Source organism: Bradyrhizobium sp. 23AC, from assembly GCF_054863025.1.
In genome coordinates, this window is sequence record NZ_JAVAYN010000017.1 from 99,790 (window position 1) to 118,574 (window position 18,785).

The 18,785-nt window shown below is 64.1% G+C and carries 16 protein-coding genes; 7 read left to right on the plus strand and 9 right to left on the minus strand.

Features of this window, described 5'->3' with window-relative positions; genetic code table 11:
- Window positions 1–2 precede the first annotated feature (2 nt).
- From ntrB to RAD10_RS30780, 5 genes are all read right to left on the minus strand, one after another.
- Window positions 3–842 carry a nitrate ABC transporter permease gene (ntrB, locus tag RAD10_RS30760; RefSeq protein WP_461620436.1) on the minus strand — a complete coding sequence of 280 codons (840 nt, stop codon included), beginning with the start codon at window positions 840–842 and terminating at the stop codon, window positions 3–5.
- Window positions 843–1,011: 169 nt separating this feature from the next.
- Window positions 1,012–2,388 carry a CmpA/NrtA family ABC transporter substrate-binding protein gene (locus RAD10_RS30765; RefSeq protein WP_461620437.1) on the minus strand — a complete coding sequence of 459 codons (1,377 nt, stop codon included), beginning with the start codon at window positions 2,386–2,388 and terminating at the stop codon, window positions 1,012–1,014.
- Window positions 2,389–2,506: 118 nt separating this feature from the next.
- Window positions 2,507–3,385 carry a sulfurtransferase gene (locus tag RAD10_RS30770; protein ID WP_461620438.1) on the minus strand — a complete coding sequence of 293 codons (879 nt, stop codon included), beginning with the start codon at window positions 3,383–3,385 and terminating at the stop codon, window positions 2,507–2,509.
- 52 nt (window positions 3,386–3,437) lie between these two features.
- The gene (locus RAD10_RS30775) at window positions 3,438–4,571 is read right to left on the minus strand and encodes an acyl-CoA dehydrogenase family protein (RefSeq protein WP_461620439.1); all 1,134 of its coding nucleotides are present in this window, start codon (window positions 4,569–4,571) and stop codon (window positions 3,438–3,440) included.
- Between the two features lie 35 nt (window positions 4,572–4,606).
- Window positions 4,607–5,149: an OsmC family protein gene (locus tag RAD10_RS30780; RefSeq protein WP_461620506.1), complete on the minus strand. Its 543-nt coding sequence runs from the start codon at window positions 5,147–5,149 to the stop codon at window positions 4,607–4,609.
- Between the two features lie 246 nt (window positions 5,150–5,395).
- Here RAD10_RS30780 and RAD10_RS30785 point away from each other — a divergent pair, with 246 nt between their 5' ends.
- A complete protein-coding gene (locus RAD10_RS30785; protein WP_461620440.1) occupies window positions 5,396–6,073 on the plus strand; it encodes a TetR/AcrR family transcriptional regulator in 678 nt (225 codons plus the stop codon).
- A gap of 121 nt (window positions 6,074–6,194) precedes the next feature.
- On the opposite strand, the gene RAD10_RS30790 is transcribed toward RAD10_RS30785, so the two are convergent.
- Window positions 6,195–7,739: a bifunctional AfsR/SARP family transcriptional regulator/alpha/beta hydrolase gene (locus RAD10_RS30790; protein ID WP_461620441.1), complete on the minus strand. Its 1,545-nt coding sequence runs from the start codon at window positions 7,737–7,739 to the stop codon at window positions 6,195–6,197.
- Window positions 7,740–7,886: 147 nt separating this feature from the next.
- Here RAD10_RS30790 and mddA point away from each other — a divergent pair, with 147 nt between their 5' ends.
- The 3 genes from mddA to RAD10_RS30805 are packed head-to-tail and all read left to right on the plus strand — an operon-like array spanning window position 7,887 to window position 10,423.
- Complete coding sequence (mddA, locus tag RAD10_RS30795) at window positions 7,887–8,669, plus strand: methanethiol S-methyltransferase (RefSeq protein ID WP_461620442.1); 783 nt, start codon at window positions 7,887–7,889, stop codon at window positions 8,667–8,669.
- A complete protein-coding gene (locus RAD10_RS30800; protein ID WP_461620443.1) occupies window positions 8,666–9,643 on the plus strand; it encodes an NADPH:quinone oxidoreductase family protein in 978 nt (325 codons plus the stop codon). Before mddA ends, RAD10_RS30800 begins: the two co-directional genes overlap by 4 nt.
- A gap of 27 nt (window positions 9,644–9,670) precedes the next feature.
- The gene (locus RAD10_RS30805) at window positions 9,671–10,423 is read left to right on the plus strand and encodes a PaaI family thioesterase (protein WP_461620444.1); all 753 of its coding nucleotides are present in this window, start codon (window positions 9,671–9,673) and stop codon (window positions 10,421–10,423) included.
- A gap of 40 nt (window positions 10,424–10,463) precedes the next feature.
- On the opposite strand, the gene RAD10_RS30810 is transcribed toward RAD10_RS30805, so the two are convergent.
- Window positions 10,464–11,903: a DUF1254 domain-containing protein gene (locus RAD10_RS30810; RefSeq protein WP_461620445.1), complete on the minus strand. Its 1,440-nt coding sequence runs from the start codon at window positions 11,901–11,903 to the stop codon at window positions 10,464–10,466.
- Window positions 11,904–12,320: 417 nt separating this feature from the next.
- Between RAD10_RS30810 and RAD10_RS30815 the strand changes: the two genes are divergently transcribed.
- Complete coding sequence (locus tag RAD10_RS30815) at window positions 12,321–14,009, plus strand: amidohydrolase (protein ID WP_461620507.1); 1,689 nt, start codon at window positions 12,321–12,323, stop codon at window positions 14,007–14,009.
- 195 nt (window positions 14,010–14,204) lie between these two features.
- Here the strand turns inward: RAD10_RS30815 and RAD10_RS30820 are convergent, their stop codons facing one another.
- Window positions 14,205–15,404 (minus strand): TrmJ/YjtD family RNA methyltransferase, encoded by a 1,200-nt coding sequence (locus RAD10_RS30820; RefSeq protein WP_091965486.1) that lies wholly within the window; start codon window positions 15,402–15,404, stop codon window positions 14,205–14,207.
- Between the two features lie 337 nt (window positions 15,405–15,741).
- On the opposite strand from RAD10_RS30820, the gene RAD10_RS30825 reads away from it, so the two are divergent.
- The gene (locus RAD10_RS30825) at window positions 15,742–16,956 is read left to right on the plus strand and encodes an NADP-dependent isocitrate dehydrogenase (protein WP_091965485.1); all 1,215 of its coding nucleotides are present in this window, start codon (window positions 15,742–15,744) and stop codon (window positions 16,954–16,956) included.
- Window positions 16,957–17,052: 96 nt separating this feature from the next.
- Window positions 17,053–17,553 (plus strand): DUF3455 domain-containing protein, encoded by a 501-nt coding sequence (locus tag RAD10_RS30830; protein WP_461620446.1) that lies wholly within the window; start codon window positions 17,053–17,055, stop codon window positions 17,551–17,553.
- A 4-nt stretch (window positions 17,554–17,557) separates the two neighbouring features.
- On the opposite strand, the gene RAD10_RS30835 is transcribed toward RAD10_RS30830, so the two are convergent.
- Window positions 17,558–18,784, minus strand: coding sequence for a cyclic nucleotide-gated ion channel (locus tag RAD10_RS30835; protein WP_461620447.1), 1,227 nt, complete (start codon window positions 18,782–18,784; stop codon window positions 17,558–17,560).
- Window position 18,785: the final 1 nt, after the last annotated feature.

Below are 18,785 nucleotides of genomic sequence, written 5' to 3' on the forward strand. Positions count from 1 at the left end.
CCCTACTCCGGAAACGTGACCATGCGCGTGAAGCGCGCCAGTATCTGGTCGAGCAGCATGCCGACGATACCGATCAGGAGGATCGCGATGATCACATTGGTGATCGACAGATTATTCCACTCGTTCCAGACGAAATAGCCGATGCCGGTGCCGCCGACGAGCATTTCGGCGGCGACGATGACGAGCCAGGCGATGCCGATCGAGATGCGCATGCCGGTCAGGATCGTCGGCGCCGCTGCAGGGAGGATCACGGTGAAGGCGCGCCTGACGGTGCCGACCTCGAGCGTGCGCGCGACGTTGATCCATTCCTTGCGTACGCTGGCAACGCCGAACACGGTGTTGAGCAGCATCGGCCAGATCGAGCAGATGAAGATGACGAAGATCGCCGAGATCGAGGAATCCTTGATGGTGTAGAGCGCGAGCGGCATCCAGGCCAGCGGCGAGATCGGCTTGAGGACCTGGATGAAGGGATCGAGCGCCTTGCTGAGCAGCGGCGACATGCCGATCAGGAAGCCGAGCGGGATCGCGACCAGCACCGCCAGCAGATAGCCGGTGCCGACCCGCGCGATCGAATAGGCGAGCTGGATGCCGAGCCCCTTGTCGTTCGGCCCGTTGTCGTAGAACGGCCGCCTCAAATGCTCCCACAGCTTGGCGCCGACATCGAGCGGCCCGGGCATCGCCGATTTGCCCTGCGTCGCGGTCAGGCCCATCAGCTTGGCGTATTCGGGGCTCATCGTGGCGACGGGGGCTGTCGAGCGCGTGGCGAGATGCCAGATGCCGAGGAAGGCGGCGAGCAGCGCGATGGAGACGAGCCCGGCGCGGAGGCGGAGGGAGGAGGTCATCGCGCGAGATCTCTCCGCCCGTCGTCCCGGCGAACGCTGGGACCCATACCGCGGACTCTATCGATCGCACTCGGTACGCGTACCGAACAGCGAGTCTTCGCCAAGCGTCTCTCTGTGGTTATGGGTCCCGGCGTTCGCCGGGACGACGCTGCGGAGAGAACGCGGCTTCTCACGACGACTTCCTGATCTTGAAGCTCGCGACATAGTCCTCCGGCTTGGCCGGATCGAAAGTCTTGCCCATCACCGCAAACGACTTGTAGCTACTCGCCGGCGGCGTCAGCCCCATCTCGGTCATCAGCTTCTTGGTGTCGGTCGCCAGATAGACCTGCTCGGCCACCGCCTTGTAGTCGACGTCGCCCTTGATCTGGCCCCAGCGCTTCATCTGCGTCAGCATCCACACCGCAAAGGACTGCCAGGGGAACGGATCGAAATCGACGCGCTTGGCGTCGGTCTTCACGCCGCCGAGACCGTCGGCATAGGTGCCGGTCAGCACCTGCTCCAGCACCGTCACCGGCGCGTTGATGTAGTTCGCGGGCGCGATCGCTTCCGCAATCTGCTTGCGGTTCTCCGCCTTCGAGGCATAGGCGGTGGCATCGACGATGGCGCGGGTCAGCGCCGCAAAGCTGTTTGGCGCTGACGCGATGAACTCGCGGCTGGCGGCGAAGCTGCAGCAGGGATGACCGTCCCAGATCTCCTTCGACAACAGATGCATGAAGCCGACGCCGTCATAGATCGCGCGCTGGCAGATGTTGTCGGGCGCGAGGAAGCCGTCGATATTGTCGGCACGCAGATTGGCGACCATCTCCGGCGGCGGCACCGAGCGCAGCTGCACGTCGGTATCGGGGTCGAGACCGTGCTCGGCGAGATAATAGCGCAGCAGGTAATTGTGCATGGAATAGTCGAAGGGAATGGCGAATTTCAGGCCCTTCCAGTCCTTCGGGTCGCGTTTGTCCTTGTGTTTGGCCGCCAGCACGATGCCCTGCCCGTTGATGTTCTCGATCGCGGGGACCGCAAACGGGATGGCATTGGCGCCAAGGCCGAGCGAGATCGCGATCGGCATCGGCGCCAGCATGTGCGCGGCGTCGTATTCCTTGTTGATGGTCTTGTCGCGGATCACGGCCCAGCCGGCGGTCTTGACCACTTCGACATTGAGACCGTGCTTGGCATAGAAGCCCATCGGCGCCGCCATGATGATGGGCGTGGCGCAGGTGATCGGGATGAAGCCGACCTTGAGGTCCTTCTTCTCGGGCGTACCGGCCTGCGCGAAAACCTCGGTCGCCGTCTTCAGCGGGAAGAACTGCGACAGCGCGGCCAGCGCTGTCGACGCCCCGACCGACTTCAGAAACGCCCGCCGCGCCACGTCCTGGGGGAACATCGCGCGCATCACTGCGGAGGCAACCACGCCCTCGTAGCGTTTCTCCTCGCTCTCGACCGGCTCGCAGCGCAGCGCCGCCTGCTCATGCTCCCGAGCCGAACGGTGCTGGCCGCAAACGCAGCCCGCCCCGAGATTGCGGTCGGCATCGAACGGATCGTCGAACGTGGACATGCTGCTGCGCCCCTTTGTCACACTGCGCGGCGGACGCCGTTGTCCGCCGCGTCAGATCAAAATTCCATCGTGGCCCGGCTACAGCTTGCGCAGCCGGGCCAGCGGAAACATGCAGGTTCTATGCCGCCTTGCCTGTTACCTGGGCAGAAATGGGCAACCCCTGCTCGATCGGCAGCGAGGGGTCACGCGACCATTCGTTCCAGGAACCGAAATACATCCGCACGTCCTTCACGCCGGCATTCTTCAGCGCCAGGAAGGTGTTCGAGGCGCGCGCGCCCTTGAAGCAGTAGAGATAGACCGGCGTTGTCGGCGAGATGCCGACGGTGACGCATTCGGCCAGGATCTCGTCCTTGGACTTGAAGCGGGGTCCTTCCGCGGTCGGCTTCATCATGCGGTACCATTCCAGCCACACCGCACCGGGGATGCGGCCCTTGCGCGGGCAGAAATCCTTGCCGTAGGGCGAAGAGCTGTCGCCGATCCATTCGTCGACATCCCGCACGTCGAGAATGGCGATACCGGGCTTGCCGACCGCGGCGAGCATGGTCTTTGCGTCGATCAGGATCTCGCCGGCTTCCGGCACGACCGCGAACGAGGCCTTCGCCGGCACCGGGACCTCCTTCGTCACCGGAAGACCCGCGGCCGACCAGGCATCGAAGCCGCCATGCAGCACCTTCACCTTGGGATAGCCGAGCATGGTGAGCAGATAGTAGCCGCGGCAGGACTGGCCGAAGCCGGAATTCATCGACTGCTCGTAGATAACGGCGGTCTCCTCGCCGGAGAGACCGGCGGCGCCGAAGGCGTCGGCGAATTTGGTCTTCAGCTCGCTCATGCCTTCCGGCGTCGAGGTCGCAAGAAACGTGAAAATCTCGTGCACGTTCACGGCGCCCGGCAAGTGCCCGGCGCCATAGGCATCGGGATTGCGGGTGTCGATGACGACACAGGGTTCGAGCTTCAAGAGATCGGCAAGTTCGCTGGCAGAGATCAGAACGTCCGTCATTGGCAGCCTCTCCGTTGAGGTTAAGTGGTCTTCTGGGGTGGACTCGTGAAGCTCAGTAATCGGCGAGCATCTTACGCAGCTGCTTGGTGGCCGGCGTGACGATCGCGACGAAATAGGCCTCGCGCAGCCGTCGCTGCGCGCGGTGACTCCTAAGATAGCCGCGCGCGCCACAATGCAGCATCGCCGCATGCGCCGCCGCGACGCTGGCCTCGCCGGCGCGCAGGCGCAGCGCGATCACCTTGCGCCAGTAGGTCTCGTCCTCGTTGTAGGGATCGCGCGCCAGCACCATGGTCTCGGCTTCGAGCTCGGCGGCGAGATCGCGGAAGTGCACCGGCTGCTGCGGCAGATAGCGGTTGATGTGGCCGAGCGGACCACCGACCTCGTCCATGATGTTGATGCAGTCGCGGATCACGCCCAGCGCCATGCCGGCCTGCAGCAGGATGAACCCGGCGCGGATCTTCTTGACAAAAGGGCCGGCGGGATCGGCCAGGATCAGCTCGTCCGGCACGAAGACATCGCGGAACTGCACGCCATAGGTGCCGGTGCCGTCCATCGCCATGAACGGCTTGCACGGCGTCAGCGTGATTGCGGGATCGGAGCAGTCGGCTAGGAACATCACAGTACCCGGTTCGCCGCCTGCGATGCCCTGATCATCTTCGCGCTCGAAGATGGTGCCGAAATAATGATCGGGACCGAGATTGGAGACCCAGGGCAGCGCGCCGCGCACGATGTAGCCGCCCTCGACCTTCTTGCCTTTCAGCTTCAGTTTCTCGATGCCGAAAAAGCTCTTCATCGGGTTGGAGAGCCCGGTGCCGCCGAGCACCCGGCCGGTCGAGAAGGCATCGCCGAAGCGTTTTGCAAGCTTCAGATTGGTCGAGTTCGCCGCGTACCAGACCAGCGTGTTCTGGCACCAGGCCATGAAGGCCGTCGCGCCGCAGACCTCGCCGATAGCGGCCATCGCCTGGATCGCGCAGCGCAAATCGGCGGGACCTTCGTGCGGCACGTGACTGCCCCAGGCGCCGACCGCGCCGAACTTGCGCAGCACCTCGGCCGGATAGACCGAGCCGTCGTCGATGCCGGCGGCAAGCGGCGCGAGATCTTCGCGCGCGATCCGCGCCACCTCCCCTGCAATGGACGGTGCGGGCTGATCCAAAACCTCGGCCCGCGATAAAGCCAGTGACCCCATGATCGTCTCCCGCACCTTGTCCTGGTTGCTAACAGCTAGATGCCGACCTCGAGATTGACCGGGCGCGTGAAGGTGTTGGCGACGGGCGACCATTTCTTCACATGGGCGACCAGCGCGTTGATCTCGTCCTGCGAGACGCCCTCGCAGGCCATGTCGACCTTGACCCGCACGTCGGTGAAGCCGACCGGCTTGTCCGAGGTATCGCCGGTGCCCCAGACCGCGGTGATGTTGAGGTCGCCTTCGAGCTCGAGCTCGAGCTTGTTGACGATCCAGCCGCGATGCACGGCGTTGGCGTGCAGGCCGACGGCGAGGCACGAACCGAGCGCGGCAAGCGAGGCTTCCGACGGATTGGGCGCGGTGTCGTCGCCAAGCAGCCCCGGCGGCTCGTCGACGATATAGGGCGGCAGACTGCGGATGTAGTTGGCGTGGCGGAATTTGCCTTCCGCGACCGTCTTGCATTTCAAGGTCTTGACGACCTTTGGATTGGCCTTGCCGCTCGCGATCAGTTGCTCGAGGCCATTCTTGTCGATGGGCGCAAGGCACCCCGTCAGCACTGTCTTTTGAACGACGGCAGTCATCATCTTCTCCCTGGCAGCCGTGGAAAACGGCAGGATACCGAACGGTCTGTTTCCTTGCATGGAGCGTGCCAGACGAGACCGAAAACGAAATGCGAGGCATTGGAGCCGCTTAGCGATGGCTGCCTGCGGATTGATCAGCCGCGCTCTGCTCAAAGGCCATGCAGCTGAGATCGCCAATGCGAATCTTTTTAGCGCGGAGCAGATGCGGCTTGATGATACCGCGCGGCTGCGATTAAGTTGCAATCCATGGCCAAACCTTCACTGAACAAGCCCTCACTGAACAAGATATCGTCGAAGAAGAACGCGCCGCATTCAGGCGCGGGCGATGACGAATCCGCGCGCGGGCGCCTGCTCAGCGCCGCCTCGCATTTGTTCTGCAAGAACGGGATCAACGCCACCGGCATCGATGCGATCATCGAGGAAGCCGGCACCGCGAAGACCACGCTTTACAAATTGTTCGGCTCCAAGACCAACCTCGTCAACGCGGTGCTGGAGAGCGAAGGCAAGCAATGGCGCGAATGGTTCATCGGCGCCATGGAAGACGGCGGCGGCGACGCGCAGGCCAAGCTGACGCGCATCTTCCCGGCTCTGAAGAGCTGGTTTGCCGAAGAGCGGTTCTACGGCTGCCCCTTCATCAACGCGGTCGGCGAGCACGACAAGGACTCCAAGCAGTTCCGCAACATCGCGCTGAAGCACAAGAAGATCGTGCTCAGCCACATCGAGAAGCTCGCCGGCGAGCTCGGCTCGAGCGAGCCCGCCGTGCTCGCACATCAGCTCGGCCTCCTGATCGACGGCGCGATCGTCGCCGCGATGATCTCGCGTGATCCCGGCGTGGCAGACACGGCAGCGCTGACGGCGGGCCCCCTGCTCGGCCAGTCCAAGGCGAAGAAGAAGCGCGCGGCGGATCAGCTGGAGGCGGTGTGAGCTTGCACTGATCTCGTAGGTGGGCAAGGGCGCGAAGCGCCGTGCCTACCATCTCTGCCTCGGCGCATGTTGAAAGAAATGGTGGGCACGCTTCGCTTTGCCCACCCTACGAGACCAAGCCCTACGGCCTCATCCCCTCCATAAACCGCTTGATCGCCCCCAGCACCGGCTGCTGATCACCCGCAAAGAACCAGTGATCGTTGCCGTCGAGCTCGAGGAACTCCGCACCGCTGATCCGGCTCGCGATATCGCGCCCGGCCGCGATCCGCACCGCCTGATCGCCGCGCCGGTGCAGCACCAGCGTCGGCACCGCGATCTGCGCCAGGAGATGCCGCACGTCGGCGTCGCGAAAGGCCTCGAGCACGGCCGAGATGCCGCCGGGACTGGACGCCGCGCGCAATAGCCCGGCCCACCAGGCGCGTGCCTGGGGATCATCGGCAAGACTCGGCGCAAACGTCTCGATCCCGACCGGGCCGCCCCATTGTGCGACGAGCTGCCTGCTCCAGGCGTCATATTGGCTGGCGCGCAAGGCATGCGGATAATCGTCCGACCAGCAACCCTTGGCCAGTGCGCCGAACAGGATGAGCCCGGCCACGCGGCGCGGCTCATCGACCGCAAATTTGATGCAGGCCGGCCCGCATTCGGAGGCACCGAACAGCACGACGCGGCGCGAATCCACTGCCCGCAGCACGGTGCCGATATCCTCGGCGGTGACGTCGATGCCGGGCGCGGATCCGACCCGGTCGGACAGCCCGATCCCGCGACGATCGAAGACGATGAGGCGCCCCAGCTTCATCAAAGACGCCAGGAACGTCCGGCTTGCAGGGCTCTCCCAGGCCCGCTCCACATGCGACACGAAGCCGGGCATCACCAGGATATCGAGCGGACCACTTCCGTAGGTCTGATACGCCAGATGCACGCCGGCGCCCTTCACATAGCGCGTGGTCGGAACAGGGTGCAGCGCCGTTGCGGGACTCATGAGCGCCTCGGTCTCGGCTTCCGGTGCAACCCCAAGCTCGTCCCGCAGCCGCTGTGTCAGGGCCGCGTGATGACGCTCGGCCGCGCTGCGGTCGCCGGCCAGCAGCAGGCTGCGGATCAGATGCCGGCCATAGACCTCGCTGAGCGGATCGAGTTCAGCCAGGCGCGCCGCATACGCGGTCGCGGCAAAATGATCGCCGGCGGCATTCTTGTCCTGCACCAGACGCTCCAGCGCATGCATCAGCCGTCCTCTCAGCGCCTCGCGGCGAAAGAACGCCCAATCGTCGAATTCAGGGCAATCGTCGAGAGCGAAGCCCGCAAGGAAGTCGCCGCGATAGACCCGGCAGACCGCTTCAAAGTCGCCGCGGTCGCAGGCGCTCTCGAATGAATGCGCATCGACCTTGAGTACGACCGCCGGAGACCACCGCACGCTGGTGCGGTCGGTCTCGAACACCGGCTGGCCGAGCGCGAGCTCGACGCGATGAAGCAGCCGCCGCAACCGCGCAAGGCCCGTCTCGCGATCGGTCTCGGGCCAGAGCAGCGTGGCGATGACGTCGCGCGCGACCGCAGCCTTGGCCTCCGCGAGATAGACGAGCAGCGCAAGACCCTTGCGCAGGTTCAACTTGATCGGGCCGCCGTCAGCATGGACCTCCGGGAACCCGAATGTCTCCAGCGAGAAAGCCGTCATGGAAACCCTCTCACCCCTTGGGACGTCCCCAGGGGACGCACAGGGGACGGCGCCGCGGTAGCCATTGGCCTAGATCGAGCCCGCTGGCCGGCGACCGCCTCGAGCTCTGCATGCGGCACCGCTGGATCAGGCACAATAGGAAAAACCATGTTCTCACGCCTCGCAATCCTGCTCTACGCAATCGTGAGCTATGCATTATTCACGGTGTCATTTCTCTATGCGCTCGGTTTCGTCGGCAATTATGTCGTACCGAAGTCGGTCGATCAGGGGACCGACGTCGGCAGCCTGACCGAGGCCATCGTCGTCAACCTGCTGCTGATGAGCCTGTTTGCGATCCAGCACAGCGTCATGGCGCGCCCGGCCTTCAAACGCTGGTGGACCAAAGTTCTTCCCGTGGCCTGCGAGCGCAGCACCTACGTGCTGCTCTCCAGCCTCATTCTCCTCCTGCTGTTCTGGCAGTGGCGTCCGATCCCGATGCCGATTTGGCAGACCACGGGAATCGTGGCGTGGTTGCTGACCGGCGTCCATTGGCTCGGCTGGCTGATCGCATTCGCCTCGACCCACATGATCGATCATTTCGACCTGTTTGGCCTGAGCCAGGCCATCTCGGCGCTACGCGGGACCGAGCCGCAGGGTCATTCCTTCAAGGCGCCGCTGCTCTACAAGATCGTGCGGCATCCGATCATGCTCGGCTTCCTCCTCGCATTCTGGGCTACGCCCGAGATGACCGCCGGCCATCTGCTGTTCGCGCTCGCGAACACCGCCTATATCCTGGCCGCGTTGCAGTTCGAAGAGCGCGATCTGATCGCGGAGTTCGGCGAGACCTATCGGCAGTATCGCCGCCGCGTTCCGATGCTGGTGCCGCGCCTTTTCGCGCGCACCCGGACGAAAGACCGTGACGTGGCCCGGAGCATCGGAGCGCCGCGATGAAAGCCATTCTGTGCCACTCGTTCACCGGACCCAGCGATTTGCGCCTCGGCGAGATCGATGTGCCCAAGCCTGCCGGCGATGAGATCCTCATCGACGTCCACGCGGCCTCCGTCAGCTTCATGGACCAGTTGCTGGTCTCGGGCCTCTATCAGATGCGGCCGCAGACGCCCTTCGTGCCCGGCACGGAAGCCTCCGGAACCGTCGTCGCGGTTGGCGCCAAGGTGACAAAGTTCGCGCCCGGCGATCGTGTGGCCTGCAGCAGCTGGACCGGCGGCTACGCCGAACGAATGATCGCGAAGGAATCGAAGACCGTGCGCCTGCCGGACGGCGTCGCGTTCGAGGCGGCGGCAACCATCCTGCACAATTACGGCACGGCCTATTATGCGCTGGTCGAGCGGGCACGAGCCGAGAGCGGCGAAACGCTGTTCGTCACCGGCGCGGCCGGCGGGGTTGGACTGGCCGCCGTCGACCTCGGCCGTCAACTCGGCCTGCGCGTCGTCGGTGGTGTCGGCTCCGACGGCAAGGCGGCCCTGGTCCGCGGCTACGGCGCCAGCGAGGTCATCAATTATCGCAGCGAGGATCTGCGCGACCGGATCAAGTCGGTCACGTCAGGAGAAGGCATCGATGTCGGCTTCGATAATGTCGGCGGCGCGATCTTCGAGCAGATGGCCCGGCTGATGAAATGGGGCGGACGGCTGATGCCGATCGGCTTCACCGGCGGCGAGATTCCGTCCATCCCGATGAACCTGCCGCTGCTGAAGAACTATTCCATCATTGGCGTCTTTGCCGGTGCCTGGGCGGAGAAGTTCCCGCACGAGGCCGCGCGCATGAATGACACGTTGATGCAATTGCTGGCCGAAGGGCAGATCAGTCCGCACATCGACCGCGTCCTTCCCTTAGAGGAGGCCGGCGATGCCATGCGCGCCGTGGCCAATCGCACGGTTCAGGGACGAATTGTGCTCAGGATCAGGTAGAGTGCGCCAACGACGAAGAGAGAACCGATGACACCAATCATCATCGACAAGCGCTATTGCGGTCCTCCGAACTCCGGCAACGGCGGCTATGTCTGCGGCCGGCTCGCCCGTCATATTCCGGGGCCTGCGGAGGTGACGCTGCGCGCGCCGCCCCCGCTGGACACGCCGCTCGCTGCGGTCGCGACGGACGGCGACACATGGGAGCTCCGCGACGGCGGCAAGGCCGTTGCCACCGCCCGCGCCGTCAGCGTCGAGCTCGCGCAAGTGGAGACGGCCACCTTGCCGGAAGCCCGCGCGGCCGAATTGCTGGCGCTATTCAAGCCGCACGAGCATCCGCTGCCACACTGTTTCGTCTGCGGTCCCGCAAGGGCGAAAGGCGACGGCCTGCGTATCTTCGCCGGCCCGCTCGGCCGTCATGCGCATACTCCCGTTCTCGCCGCGAGCTGGGCACCCGATCCGAATCTCGCCGCCGAGGATGGCCTCACCGCACCCGAATTCCTCTGGTCCGCGCTCGATTGCCCGACCGGCTTTGCTTGCAATTACAATCAGCAGAGCGGCAGCTTCGAGAAGACCCCGCTCCTGCTCGGACGGATGTCAGCCCGCATCGAAGCCCGCCCCCGCCCCGGCGAGCGCTGCATCATCACCGCCTGGCCCACCGGCCGCGACGGCCGCAAGCGCACGGCCGACGCCGCGCTGCATGATGAAACCGGGAGATTGCTGGCGTTGGCGCGGACGACATGGATTGCGGTGGAGCGCGACGTGCAGCTCGGGCGCGGGTGACGGTGCGTAGGGTAGGCAAAGGCGCGAAGCGCCGTGCTCCCTAGCTGCTCGTCACTTGCCGAACCGGAGGCGGCTTCCAGGTCCCGTTGATGATCGAGGGCGGCTTCTCGTTCGGCCAGTACATGCGCAACATCAGGACGAACTTGCCCGCGGGCGCGGGAAGCCAATTGCTCTCCTTGTCGGGGCCCGGGTTGTCCTTCTGAATGTAGAGGTCGACCGAACCGTCGGGATTGGCTTTGAGATTCTGGCGGGCGCTGATCGACTGGCGGTTGATCGGATTGGCGACGAAGAAGTAGTTCTCATCATACATCGTGAGCGACCAGAAGCCGCCGACCGGAGGAAGCTGCCCCTTCGGAAAGCGCATGACGTATCTGTTGCTGCCGACGTACTCCTTGCCGTCGGCGTCCTTCTGGGATGTCGGATAGCACGCATCCTGGATCCGGTTGGCGCCAAGGCCGATGGCCGTGACGAGCGCACGGTTGAGATAATTGGTGCCGTAGATGCCGGCTTCGCTGTCGAAGGCCCAGCCGTTGACGTTCTTGATCGCCTTGTTGACCTTGAACTGGAGCATGATGCGGTCGAATGCCACCTGGGGGACCCGCTTGGCGAAGGCAGCATCGAATTTGCTCGCGTCAAAATCCTTGCCGGGGACAAGACCGATCTTCGCGAATTTGGCGACCTCAGCCGCGTCGGCGGCGGCCGGCGGATTGCGCTTCATCAATTGCGCGAGAAGGGTGAAATAGGCCGCGGCGTCCAGGCGGTTGACCTGGTCGCGCACCGCCGTCTTCATGTCGATCGACGGATCGACCTTGCCTGCCGGGGGCGTAAAGGACTTGTTGTATGCGCTGAGCGGCACGAGCTTGAACTGGTCCTGCGCGGCGTGCACCGCCGCGTAGTCCTCCGGCGTACCGGTGCAGTAGATGCGGCCCAGGATCCACACCATGCCCGTGGGTGATTTGTATTCCTTGACGCCGGCGGGAAGCGATCCCTTCCAGCCCGGGCCCGTGATCGCATAGGTTTGCGCCCTGGTGCCGGTGGTGCGCTTGCCAGGCACCTGGAAGACATTGGTCCAGCCGTCCAGCATCGGAAACAGGAAGTAGCGATCCTTCATGTCCGGCATGCCCAGGACCCAGGGCTCATCTCCCACGTCGATCCAGGCCGTCGTGTAGAGCGTATCGGCATTGGGTGCCGTGACATCCTTGAAGGTGGCATCGGGGTACTTGCGGAGCTTGACGAATTGCCCCATCGGCCCGCGCGTGCCTTCCACCGCAGCAACGTTGGTCATGACCCGGCGTGTCATCTCCATCGTCACGAGCGGATATCCGTAGATATAGGCGTCCTGGGCAACCCAAAAATCTTCTCCGCCCTCCAGAGCCCTGACGACAGGACCATCAAACTCGGCGCGTGCGGTGCGGGAAATCGCGAGCGCCGATACAGCGGCGCTGAAGGCGGCAAGTGCTTGGCGGCGGCTGATTGACATGTCGAACCCTCCCTGTTGCCTCAAACTGTTGCCTAAAAACCGTAGTGGGCGGGGTTCCATGTTCTTTGACATGCATCAACGGGTGGGCGGCCTTGGGGGCGAAGCGCAGTTCGCTCGCCCGGCACCAACGCCAGCCTTCCCTAGACGACGTGTGCTCTTGGCAGTCCCAACTCGTAGGGTGGGCAAAGGCGCGCAGCGCCGTGCCCATCGTGTCTGCCGCGGCGTTGTTGATCGACGTCGTGGGCGCGCTTCGCTTTGCCCACCCTACGAGACTAACACAGAGCGTGATCCACTTTGCCCAGCATGTGGACGCTGCCAAGCCTCCAGAAGCGTTGAACCGATGTTCGATCAAAGATAGCCTTGAAAATCTTCGTCCAGAAAAACAAGATCCAGGGGGACGTGATGGTTCGCAAGTTAATGGCATTTGCAATCGTTGCCGCGGGCATGTGGTTCGCTGGCGTCGCAAATGTTGAGGCGCAGCAGCCGGAGCTCAACGCACCTGACCTGGTCCTCATCAACGGAAAGGTTCTGACGCTGGATGAGCGATCGACGATCACGGAGGCAGTGGCCGTCGCGGATGGAAAGATCATCGCAACCGGAACCAGTGCTTCGATGAGGTCGCTCGCCGGCGCTCGAACCCGCGTGCTCGATGTGGCTGGGAAGACCGTCATCCCCGGATTGATCGATACGCACGCTCACTTCAAGGCCGCTGGTCTTGGCGACTATGTCGTCATCATGGGCCGAGCCAAGACGGTCGCGGAAGCGCTCGAGGCCATCAAGGCATTCGCTGCGAGGAAGAAGCCGGGCGAGTGGATTGTAGGTGGCGCGTGGCATCCGCCTTCACAATTGGCCGAGAAGCGATATCTGACCAGGCAGGAGATCGATAGCGTTGCTCCAGACAACCCGGTCTATCTTCGCACCGTCGGGCATTTCTCGATGGCGAACAGCATGGCTCTACAGCGGGTCGGAATCGACAAGACCACCGCAGATCCGAGCGGGGGAAAGTTTGAGCGCGACGCGGCCGGTGAATTGACCGGCGTGCTGGTGGAGACGGCGATCGATCGGGTCGAGAAGGCGGTGCCGCCCTGGACAGAAGACGATGAGATGCGGCAATTCACGATTGCCGAAGGCGTGCTGAACAGCTTCGGTATCACGAGCGTGGTCGAAGGCGCGACAGAGGCACGCGATATCCGCATGCTGCAGAAGCATGTCGCATCCGGGAAAGCAACATTGCGCACCGGCGTGATGTTTCGACCGGAGCCCCCGGCCGATCTGACCGCGTGGGAAGCGATCATGGCAGGCAATGGGGCCTCTTCAGGCTTTGGCGACGATTGGTTGAAGTTCGCGGGAATCAAGATCTTCTACGACGGCGGCATGACGCTGAAGACAGCGCTCATGCGCGAGGTGTATCCCGATTCACATGACAACTATCGTGGTGTTGCGCAGCAGACACCTGAGCGATTGAAACAACTCATCTCCATCTGCCACCGATATGACTGGCGGGTCGGTGTCCACGTGGTGGGTGACCTTGGTATTGACCAGGTGCTCGATGCGTTCGAGGCAGCGGATAAGGAGAAATCGATCCGAGACCGTCGCTTCGTCCTCATTCACGCCAGCCTGATCCGGCCAGAACAGATGGAGCGTGCGCAAAAGCTGGGAGCCCGTGTCGATTTCCAGAACGCTTTCATGTGGGATAAGGCAGCGACCGTCGAACGATTTCTCGGGAAAGCGACCGCTGACCGCGCCGTACCCACCAGGACATTGATCGAAAAGATGGGGCTCAACAACCTGGGCGCCGGGACGGATTTTCCCGTCAATCCGATCAACCCCTTCCTGAACATGTACATCATGGTGACGAGGAAGGACCCTAACGGGAACGTCTACGGCTCGGCAGAAGCCATTACGCGCGAGCAGGCCCTGCGGCTCTACAGCAGCGCAGCCTCGCGCTACACGTTCGATGAAGCGCGCAAAGGGACTATTGAGCCCGGAAAGCTTGCGGACATCGTGGTGCTCTCCGCTGACTACACGGTCGTGCCGGAGGAGCAGATCAAGGACATCAAGGTGGACCTGACCCTGGTCGGCGGCAGGGTTGTCTTTCAGCGCTGAACCGGCGCTGATTGGCCAGGGTGCGGTTGGCCCAAATTCGGCATGAGTCTCGTAGGGTAGGCAAAGGCGCGCAGCGCCGTGCCCACGACTCTGGTCCTGGCCTCGTCGGTCGAGATGGTGGGCACGCTTTCGCCTTCGCTCTTCGAGCTACGTCGAAAGCTTTGCCCACCCTACGAGACCGTCACGCGCCGAAATCTACGCGCTCTGCTCCATCATCTCCTGCAGCCGCGCCAGCTCGGCCTCCAGATCCCGCTCCACATCCGCCGCGCGAATCTCCAGCACGCGATAGTCCCGCGCCTCCAGCCAGGCCCGCCGCGACGCACGGTCTGCCGCGATCGCCTCGCCCTCGCCCGGGTTGACCAGCTCGATCGCGATCCGATGCGGGAACGAGACGAAGTCCGGGATGTGGCGGCCGACCGGGGTCTGGCGCTTGAACTGGCCGGCGAAGCGACGGTCGCGGGTCAAAGCCTGCCAGAGCAGACGCTCGGCATCGGTCGGGTTGCGGCGAAGCAGGCGGGCGAGGCCGCGCACGGTCGAGCCGCTGTCGGGCACGCCGCCGCCCTGCCCGTGCTCGGCCAAAAGCGCGCGCAGGCGCGTCGCCTGCTCGCCATCGAGCACGCCGCCCTTGGCCGGGCCCTTGCGTCCCTCGGCGATCGCCATGATCACCCCGTGCAGGGTGTGCATGTCCTGCTTGGTCGGCTCCATGCGGCTGAAGATGTTGCGCAGGTTCACCAGCATGGTGTCGCGCTTCTCGGCGGGGCGCAAAAATTCCACCTTGTCGAGCTCGCGGATGAGGTTGTCGAAGAACGCCTGCATCTGGTGCTGCGAGGCGCGCTCGGAGCGCTCCGGCATGGCGTGCGGCAGCTCGCCCGACGTCGCTCGCTTGAACCATTCATAGCCGACCAGCAGCACGGCCTGGGCGAGGTTGAGCGAGGCGAAGCCCGGGTTGACCGGGAAGGTGATGATGCGGTTGGAGAGCCCGACCTCCTCGTTGGTCAGCCCCCAGCGCTCGCGGCCGAACAGGATACCGGCCTTGCCGCCGGTCGCGACGTGACCCGCGATCTCGCTGGCAGCTTCCTCCGGCCCGACCACCGGCTTGGCCTGGTCGTGGGGGCGCGCGGTGGTGGCGAACAGCAGATCGAGATCGGCGACGGCGTCTTCGACCGTGCCGAACAATTCGACCTTTTCCAGAATATGGTCGGCGCCGGCGGCGGCGCGCTGTGCCGCAATGTTGGGCCAGCCGTCCCTGGGGTTGACGATGCGCAAGGCGCCGAGAGCAAAATTGCCCATGGCGCGCGCGGCCATGCCGATGTTTTCGCCCAGCTGCGGCTCGACCAGGATGACGATGGGACCGTCGAGGGACAAACCCGCCTTGCTCTTGTCAGTCCCCGACATTTCGTTTCGCTTTCACTCTGGTTCTCAAGGCCTTGCCAGGGCGCTCTTCAGGAATTGATTCAAACCGGCCGCCGGTCGGCGCCGCCCTGCCGCCTGTCGTTTGCCTGTCCTGACAGAATTCTCAAGGAAAATAACGGGGTTAGAATCGACTTTTGAATCTCTTCTGAAGCCTCAGGCCGCCTCCGCCGGGGGGCCGTCGCCGCCCCCCATCCGGACAAGCTGGATCGGCTAAAAGTGCATAATCCCTTGGCTTTCGCCCGCCGCGTCTGGGTGCTAAGAGGCGGCGGATATTCCCGTGGCGCGCCAAAAGCGCCGTTCCCAAGAGGCTTCCCCGATCATGGCAAAAATCAAGGTATCCAATCCCGTCGTCGAGCTCGATGGCGACGAGATGACCCGGATCATCTGGCAGTACATCAAGGACAAGCTGATCACCCCGTTCCTGGATGTCGAGCTGATGTATTTCGACCTGGGCATGGAGTACCGCGACCATACCAACGATCAGGTCACCATCGACGCCGCCGAAGCGATCAAGAAGGTCGGCGTCGGCGTCAAGTGCGCCACCATCACCCCTGACGAGGCCCGGGTGAAGGAGTTCAACCTCAAGCAGATGTGGAAGTCGCCGAACGGCACCATCCGCAACATCCTCGGCGGCGTGATCTTCCGCGAGCCGATCATCTGCAAGAACGTGCCCCGCCTGGTTCCCGGCTGGACCAAGCCGATCATCATCGGCCGCCATGCCTATGGCGACCAGTACCGCGCCACCGACTTCAAGTTCCCCGGCAAGGGCACCCTGTCGATGAAGTTCGTCGGCGAGGACGGCACCGTCATCGAGAAGGAAGTGTTCAAGTCTCCCGACGCCGGCGTCGCGATGGGAATGTACAACCTCGACGACTCCATCATCGATTTCGCCCGCGCCTCGCTCAATTACGGCCTGCTGCGCAACTATCCGGTCTATCTCTCGACCAAGAACACGATTCTGAAGGTCTATGACGGCCGCTTCAAGGACATCTTCCAGGACATCTACGACCGCGAGTTCAAGAAGGAATTCGAGGCCAAGGGCCTGACCTACGAGCACCGCCTGATCGACGACATGGTGGCCTCGGCGCTGAAATGGTCCGGCGGCTATGTCTGGGCCTGTAAGAACTACGACGGCGACGTGCAGTCCGACACGGTCGCACAGGGCTACGGCTCGCTCGGCCTCATGACCTCGGTGCTGCTCACCCCCGACGGCAAGACCGTGGAAGCCGAAGCCGCCCACGGCACCGTGACCCGCCACTATCGCGAGCACCAGAAGGGCAAGGAGACCTCGACCAACTCGATCGCCTCGATCTTCGCCTGGACGCGCGGCCTGTCGCACCGCGCCAAGCTCGACAACAATGCCGAGCTCGCCAAGTTCGCCAACACGCTGGAGAAGGTCTGCGTCGACACCGTCGAGGCCGGCTACATGACCAAGGACCTCGCGCTGCTGGTCGGCGCCGACCAGCGCTGGCTCTCGACCACCGGCTTCCTCGACAAGGTCGCGGAAAACCTCACCAAGGAGCTGGCGGCCTGAGCCGACCGCAATTTCGCCCGACTGGGCCAGACATCATCACGGGCCGCGCAACAGCGCGGCCCGTTTCTTTTTGAGACCTTGCGCGGAGATGCCACCATGTTCATCAAGCTTGCCGGCCCCACCATGCTGCTCGCAGCCCTGATCGGACCGGCCGGAGCTGCCGAGCCGCTTCCCGAGGCCATCGCCGTATCAGGCGAGAGCGTCGTACTCAGCGTCCACGCCGAGGGTGCGCAGGTCTATGAGTGCAAGGCCGGCGCTGAGGGCAAGCTCGCCTGGACCTTTCGCGAGCCAATCGCAACGCTGCTCTCCGATGGGAAGACCGTTGGACGACACTATGCCGGACCGAACTGGGAGCACGCCGACGGCAGCGCCGTCGTCGGTAAGGCGATCGGAAACGCGCCGGGCACCACCGCGGCCGATATCCCCTGGCTGAAGCTGGAAGTGACCGCCCGCCGCGGCAGCGGCGTGCTGACGCCCGTTACCACCGTGCAGCGCGTGAGCACCCAGGGTGGCAAGCTGGACGGTGCCTGCGAGAAAGCCGGCGAATTCAGGAGCGTGCCCTACTCGGCCGTCTACGTCTTCCTGAAGAAAGGCTGACCGCTCAGCGGTCGGTGTCGTCCTTCTCCGCCTGTGCGAGCTCGGCCAGTGCGAGGTCGCCGGTGTCGGCGAGTCTCGCCTTGGCGGTGGTGTGGACGTGATCGGCCAGCGTCGGCATGCGCGCGATCAAAGCGTGAAAATCCTGGGCGTCGAGCACCAAAAGGCGCGTCTTGCGCGTCGCCGTCACCGTGCCGCTGCGCTTTGTTTTATGCAGCAGCGCGATCTCGCCGAAGAAGGTGCCGTCCGTGAGGTGCACTTGCTGGCTCGGCAGCGCGATCTCGACCTCGCCCGCGGTGATGAAATACATCGACGAGGCCACATCGCCCCGCCGCACCAGGATCTCGCCCTGCTCGATGGTGCGCGCGCGCAACAGCCGCATGATGTCGGCGATCTCTGCGGCCGACAGATGCGAGAACAGCGGCACCCGCGCCAGCATGCCCCAGGTGACGACGAAATCGCGCCGCTTCACCTCTTCGGCAAAGGCGGTGGAGATGATCGCGACCGGCAGCGCAATCATGGCGAAGCCGCTGATGATCGTGAACACCGAGATGAGCTTGCCGAGCGCCGTCACCGGCACGACGTCGCCATAGCCGACGGTGCCGAGCGTCACGATCGCCCACCACATCGCATCCGGAATGGTGCCGAGCTTGCTGGGCTGCACGTCGCGCTCGATGGCGTAGAGCAGCGAGGCGAACGTCAAGACCGCGCCGATCAGGATGACGACGCAGCCGATCAGCGCCCGTCGCTCGGCATGGACAGCCGCGAGCAGCGAGCGCATCGCCGGCGAATAGCGGATCAGCTTGAAGAACGGCAGCACGCCGAGCGCCGCCAGCGTCGCGTGCCGGCCGGCGGCGAGCACGATTGCCGCGGGCAGGAACGCCATGAGGTCGATGATGCCGAGCGCCGAGACGGCGTAGCCGAGCCGGTCGGACAGCGCCGAGCCCTTGCGCTGGGTGTGGCCCGCCACGGTCCAGAGACGCGCGGCATATTCCAGCGCGAACACGATCACGGACAGGATGGTGATGGCCGAGAACACCGTGCCGAACTGCGCGTCCAGCTCCGGCACTGAGGCGAGGATCATCGCGGCCACATTGAGCACGATGACGCCGATGATGATCTGGATGAAGCGCGACCCGGCTGAATAAGCCAGCGGATCGTGCTCCAGCAGTTCGTACAGGCGATCCCTCAAGTTCGGATCGGCTGAGCCACGTCCTCGCGGAACGGGGCGCACG

What these genes read in the sequence shown, in the direction of transcription:
- ntrB (WP_461620436.1), bottom strand. Translation starts at nt 842, where the DNA reads ATGACCTCCTCCCTCCGCCTCCGCGCCGGGCTCGTCTCCATCGCGCTG.
- RAD10_RS30765 (WP_461620437.1), bottom strand. Translation starts at nt 2,388, where the DNA reads ATGTCCACGTTCGACGATCCGTTCGATGCCGACCGCAATCTCGGGGCG.
- RAD10_RS30770 (WP_461620438.1), bottom strand. Translation starts at nt 3,385, where the DNA reads ATGACGGACGTTCTGATCTCTGCCAGCGAACTTGCCGATCTCTTGAAG.
- RAD10_RS30775 (WP_461620439.1), bottom strand. Translation starts at nt 4,571, where the DNA reads ATGGGGTCACTGGCTTTATCGCGGGCCGAGGTTTTGGATCAGCCCGCA.
- RAD10_RS30780 (WP_461620506.1), bottom strand. Translation starts at nt 5,149, where the DNA reads ATGACTGCCGTCGTTCAAAAGACAGTGCTGACGGGGTGCCTTGCGCCC.
- RAD10_RS30785 (WP_461620440.1), top strand. Translation starts at nt 5,396, where the DNA reads ATGGCCAAACCTTCACTGAACAAGCCCTCACTGAACAAGATATCGTCG.
- RAD10_RS30790 (WP_461620441.1), bottom strand. Translation starts at nt 7,739, where the DNA reads ATGACGGCTTTCTCGCTGGAGACATTCGGGTTCCCGGAGGTCCATGCT.
- mddA (WP_461620442.1), top strand. Translation starts at nt 7,887, where the DNA reads ATGTTCTCACGCCTCGCAATCCTGCTCTACGCAATCGTGAGCTATGCA.
- RAD10_RS30800 (WP_461620443.1), top strand. Translation starts at nt 8,666, where the DNA reads ATGAAAGCCATTCTGTGCCACTCGTTCACCGGACCCAGCGATTTGCGC.
- RAD10_RS30805 (WP_461620444.1), top strand. Translation starts at nt 9,671, where the DNA reads ATGACACCAATCATCATCGACAAGCGCTATTGCGGTCCTCCGAACTCC.
- RAD10_RS30810 (WP_461620445.1), bottom strand. Translation starts at nt 11,903, where the DNA reads ATGTCAATCAGCCGCCGCCAAGCACTTGCCGCCTTCAGCGCCGCTGTA.
- RAD10_RS30815 (WP_461620507.1), top strand. Translation starts at nt 12,321, where the DNA reads ATGGCATTTGCAATCGTTGCCGCGGGCATGTGGTTCGCTGGCGTCGCA.
- RAD10_RS30820 (WP_091965486.1), bottom strand. Translation starts at nt 15,404, where the DNA reads ATGTCGGGGACTGACAAGAGCAAGGCGGGTTTGTCCCTCGACGGTCCC.
- RAD10_RS30825 (WP_091965485.1), top strand. Translation starts at nt 15,742, where the DNA reads ATGGCAAAAATCAAGGTATCCAATCCCGTCGTCGAGCTCGATGGCGAC.
- RAD10_RS30830 (WP_461620446.1), top strand. Translation starts at nt 17,053, where the DNA reads ATGTTCATCAAGCTTGCCGGCCCCACCATGCTGCTCGCAGCCCTGATC.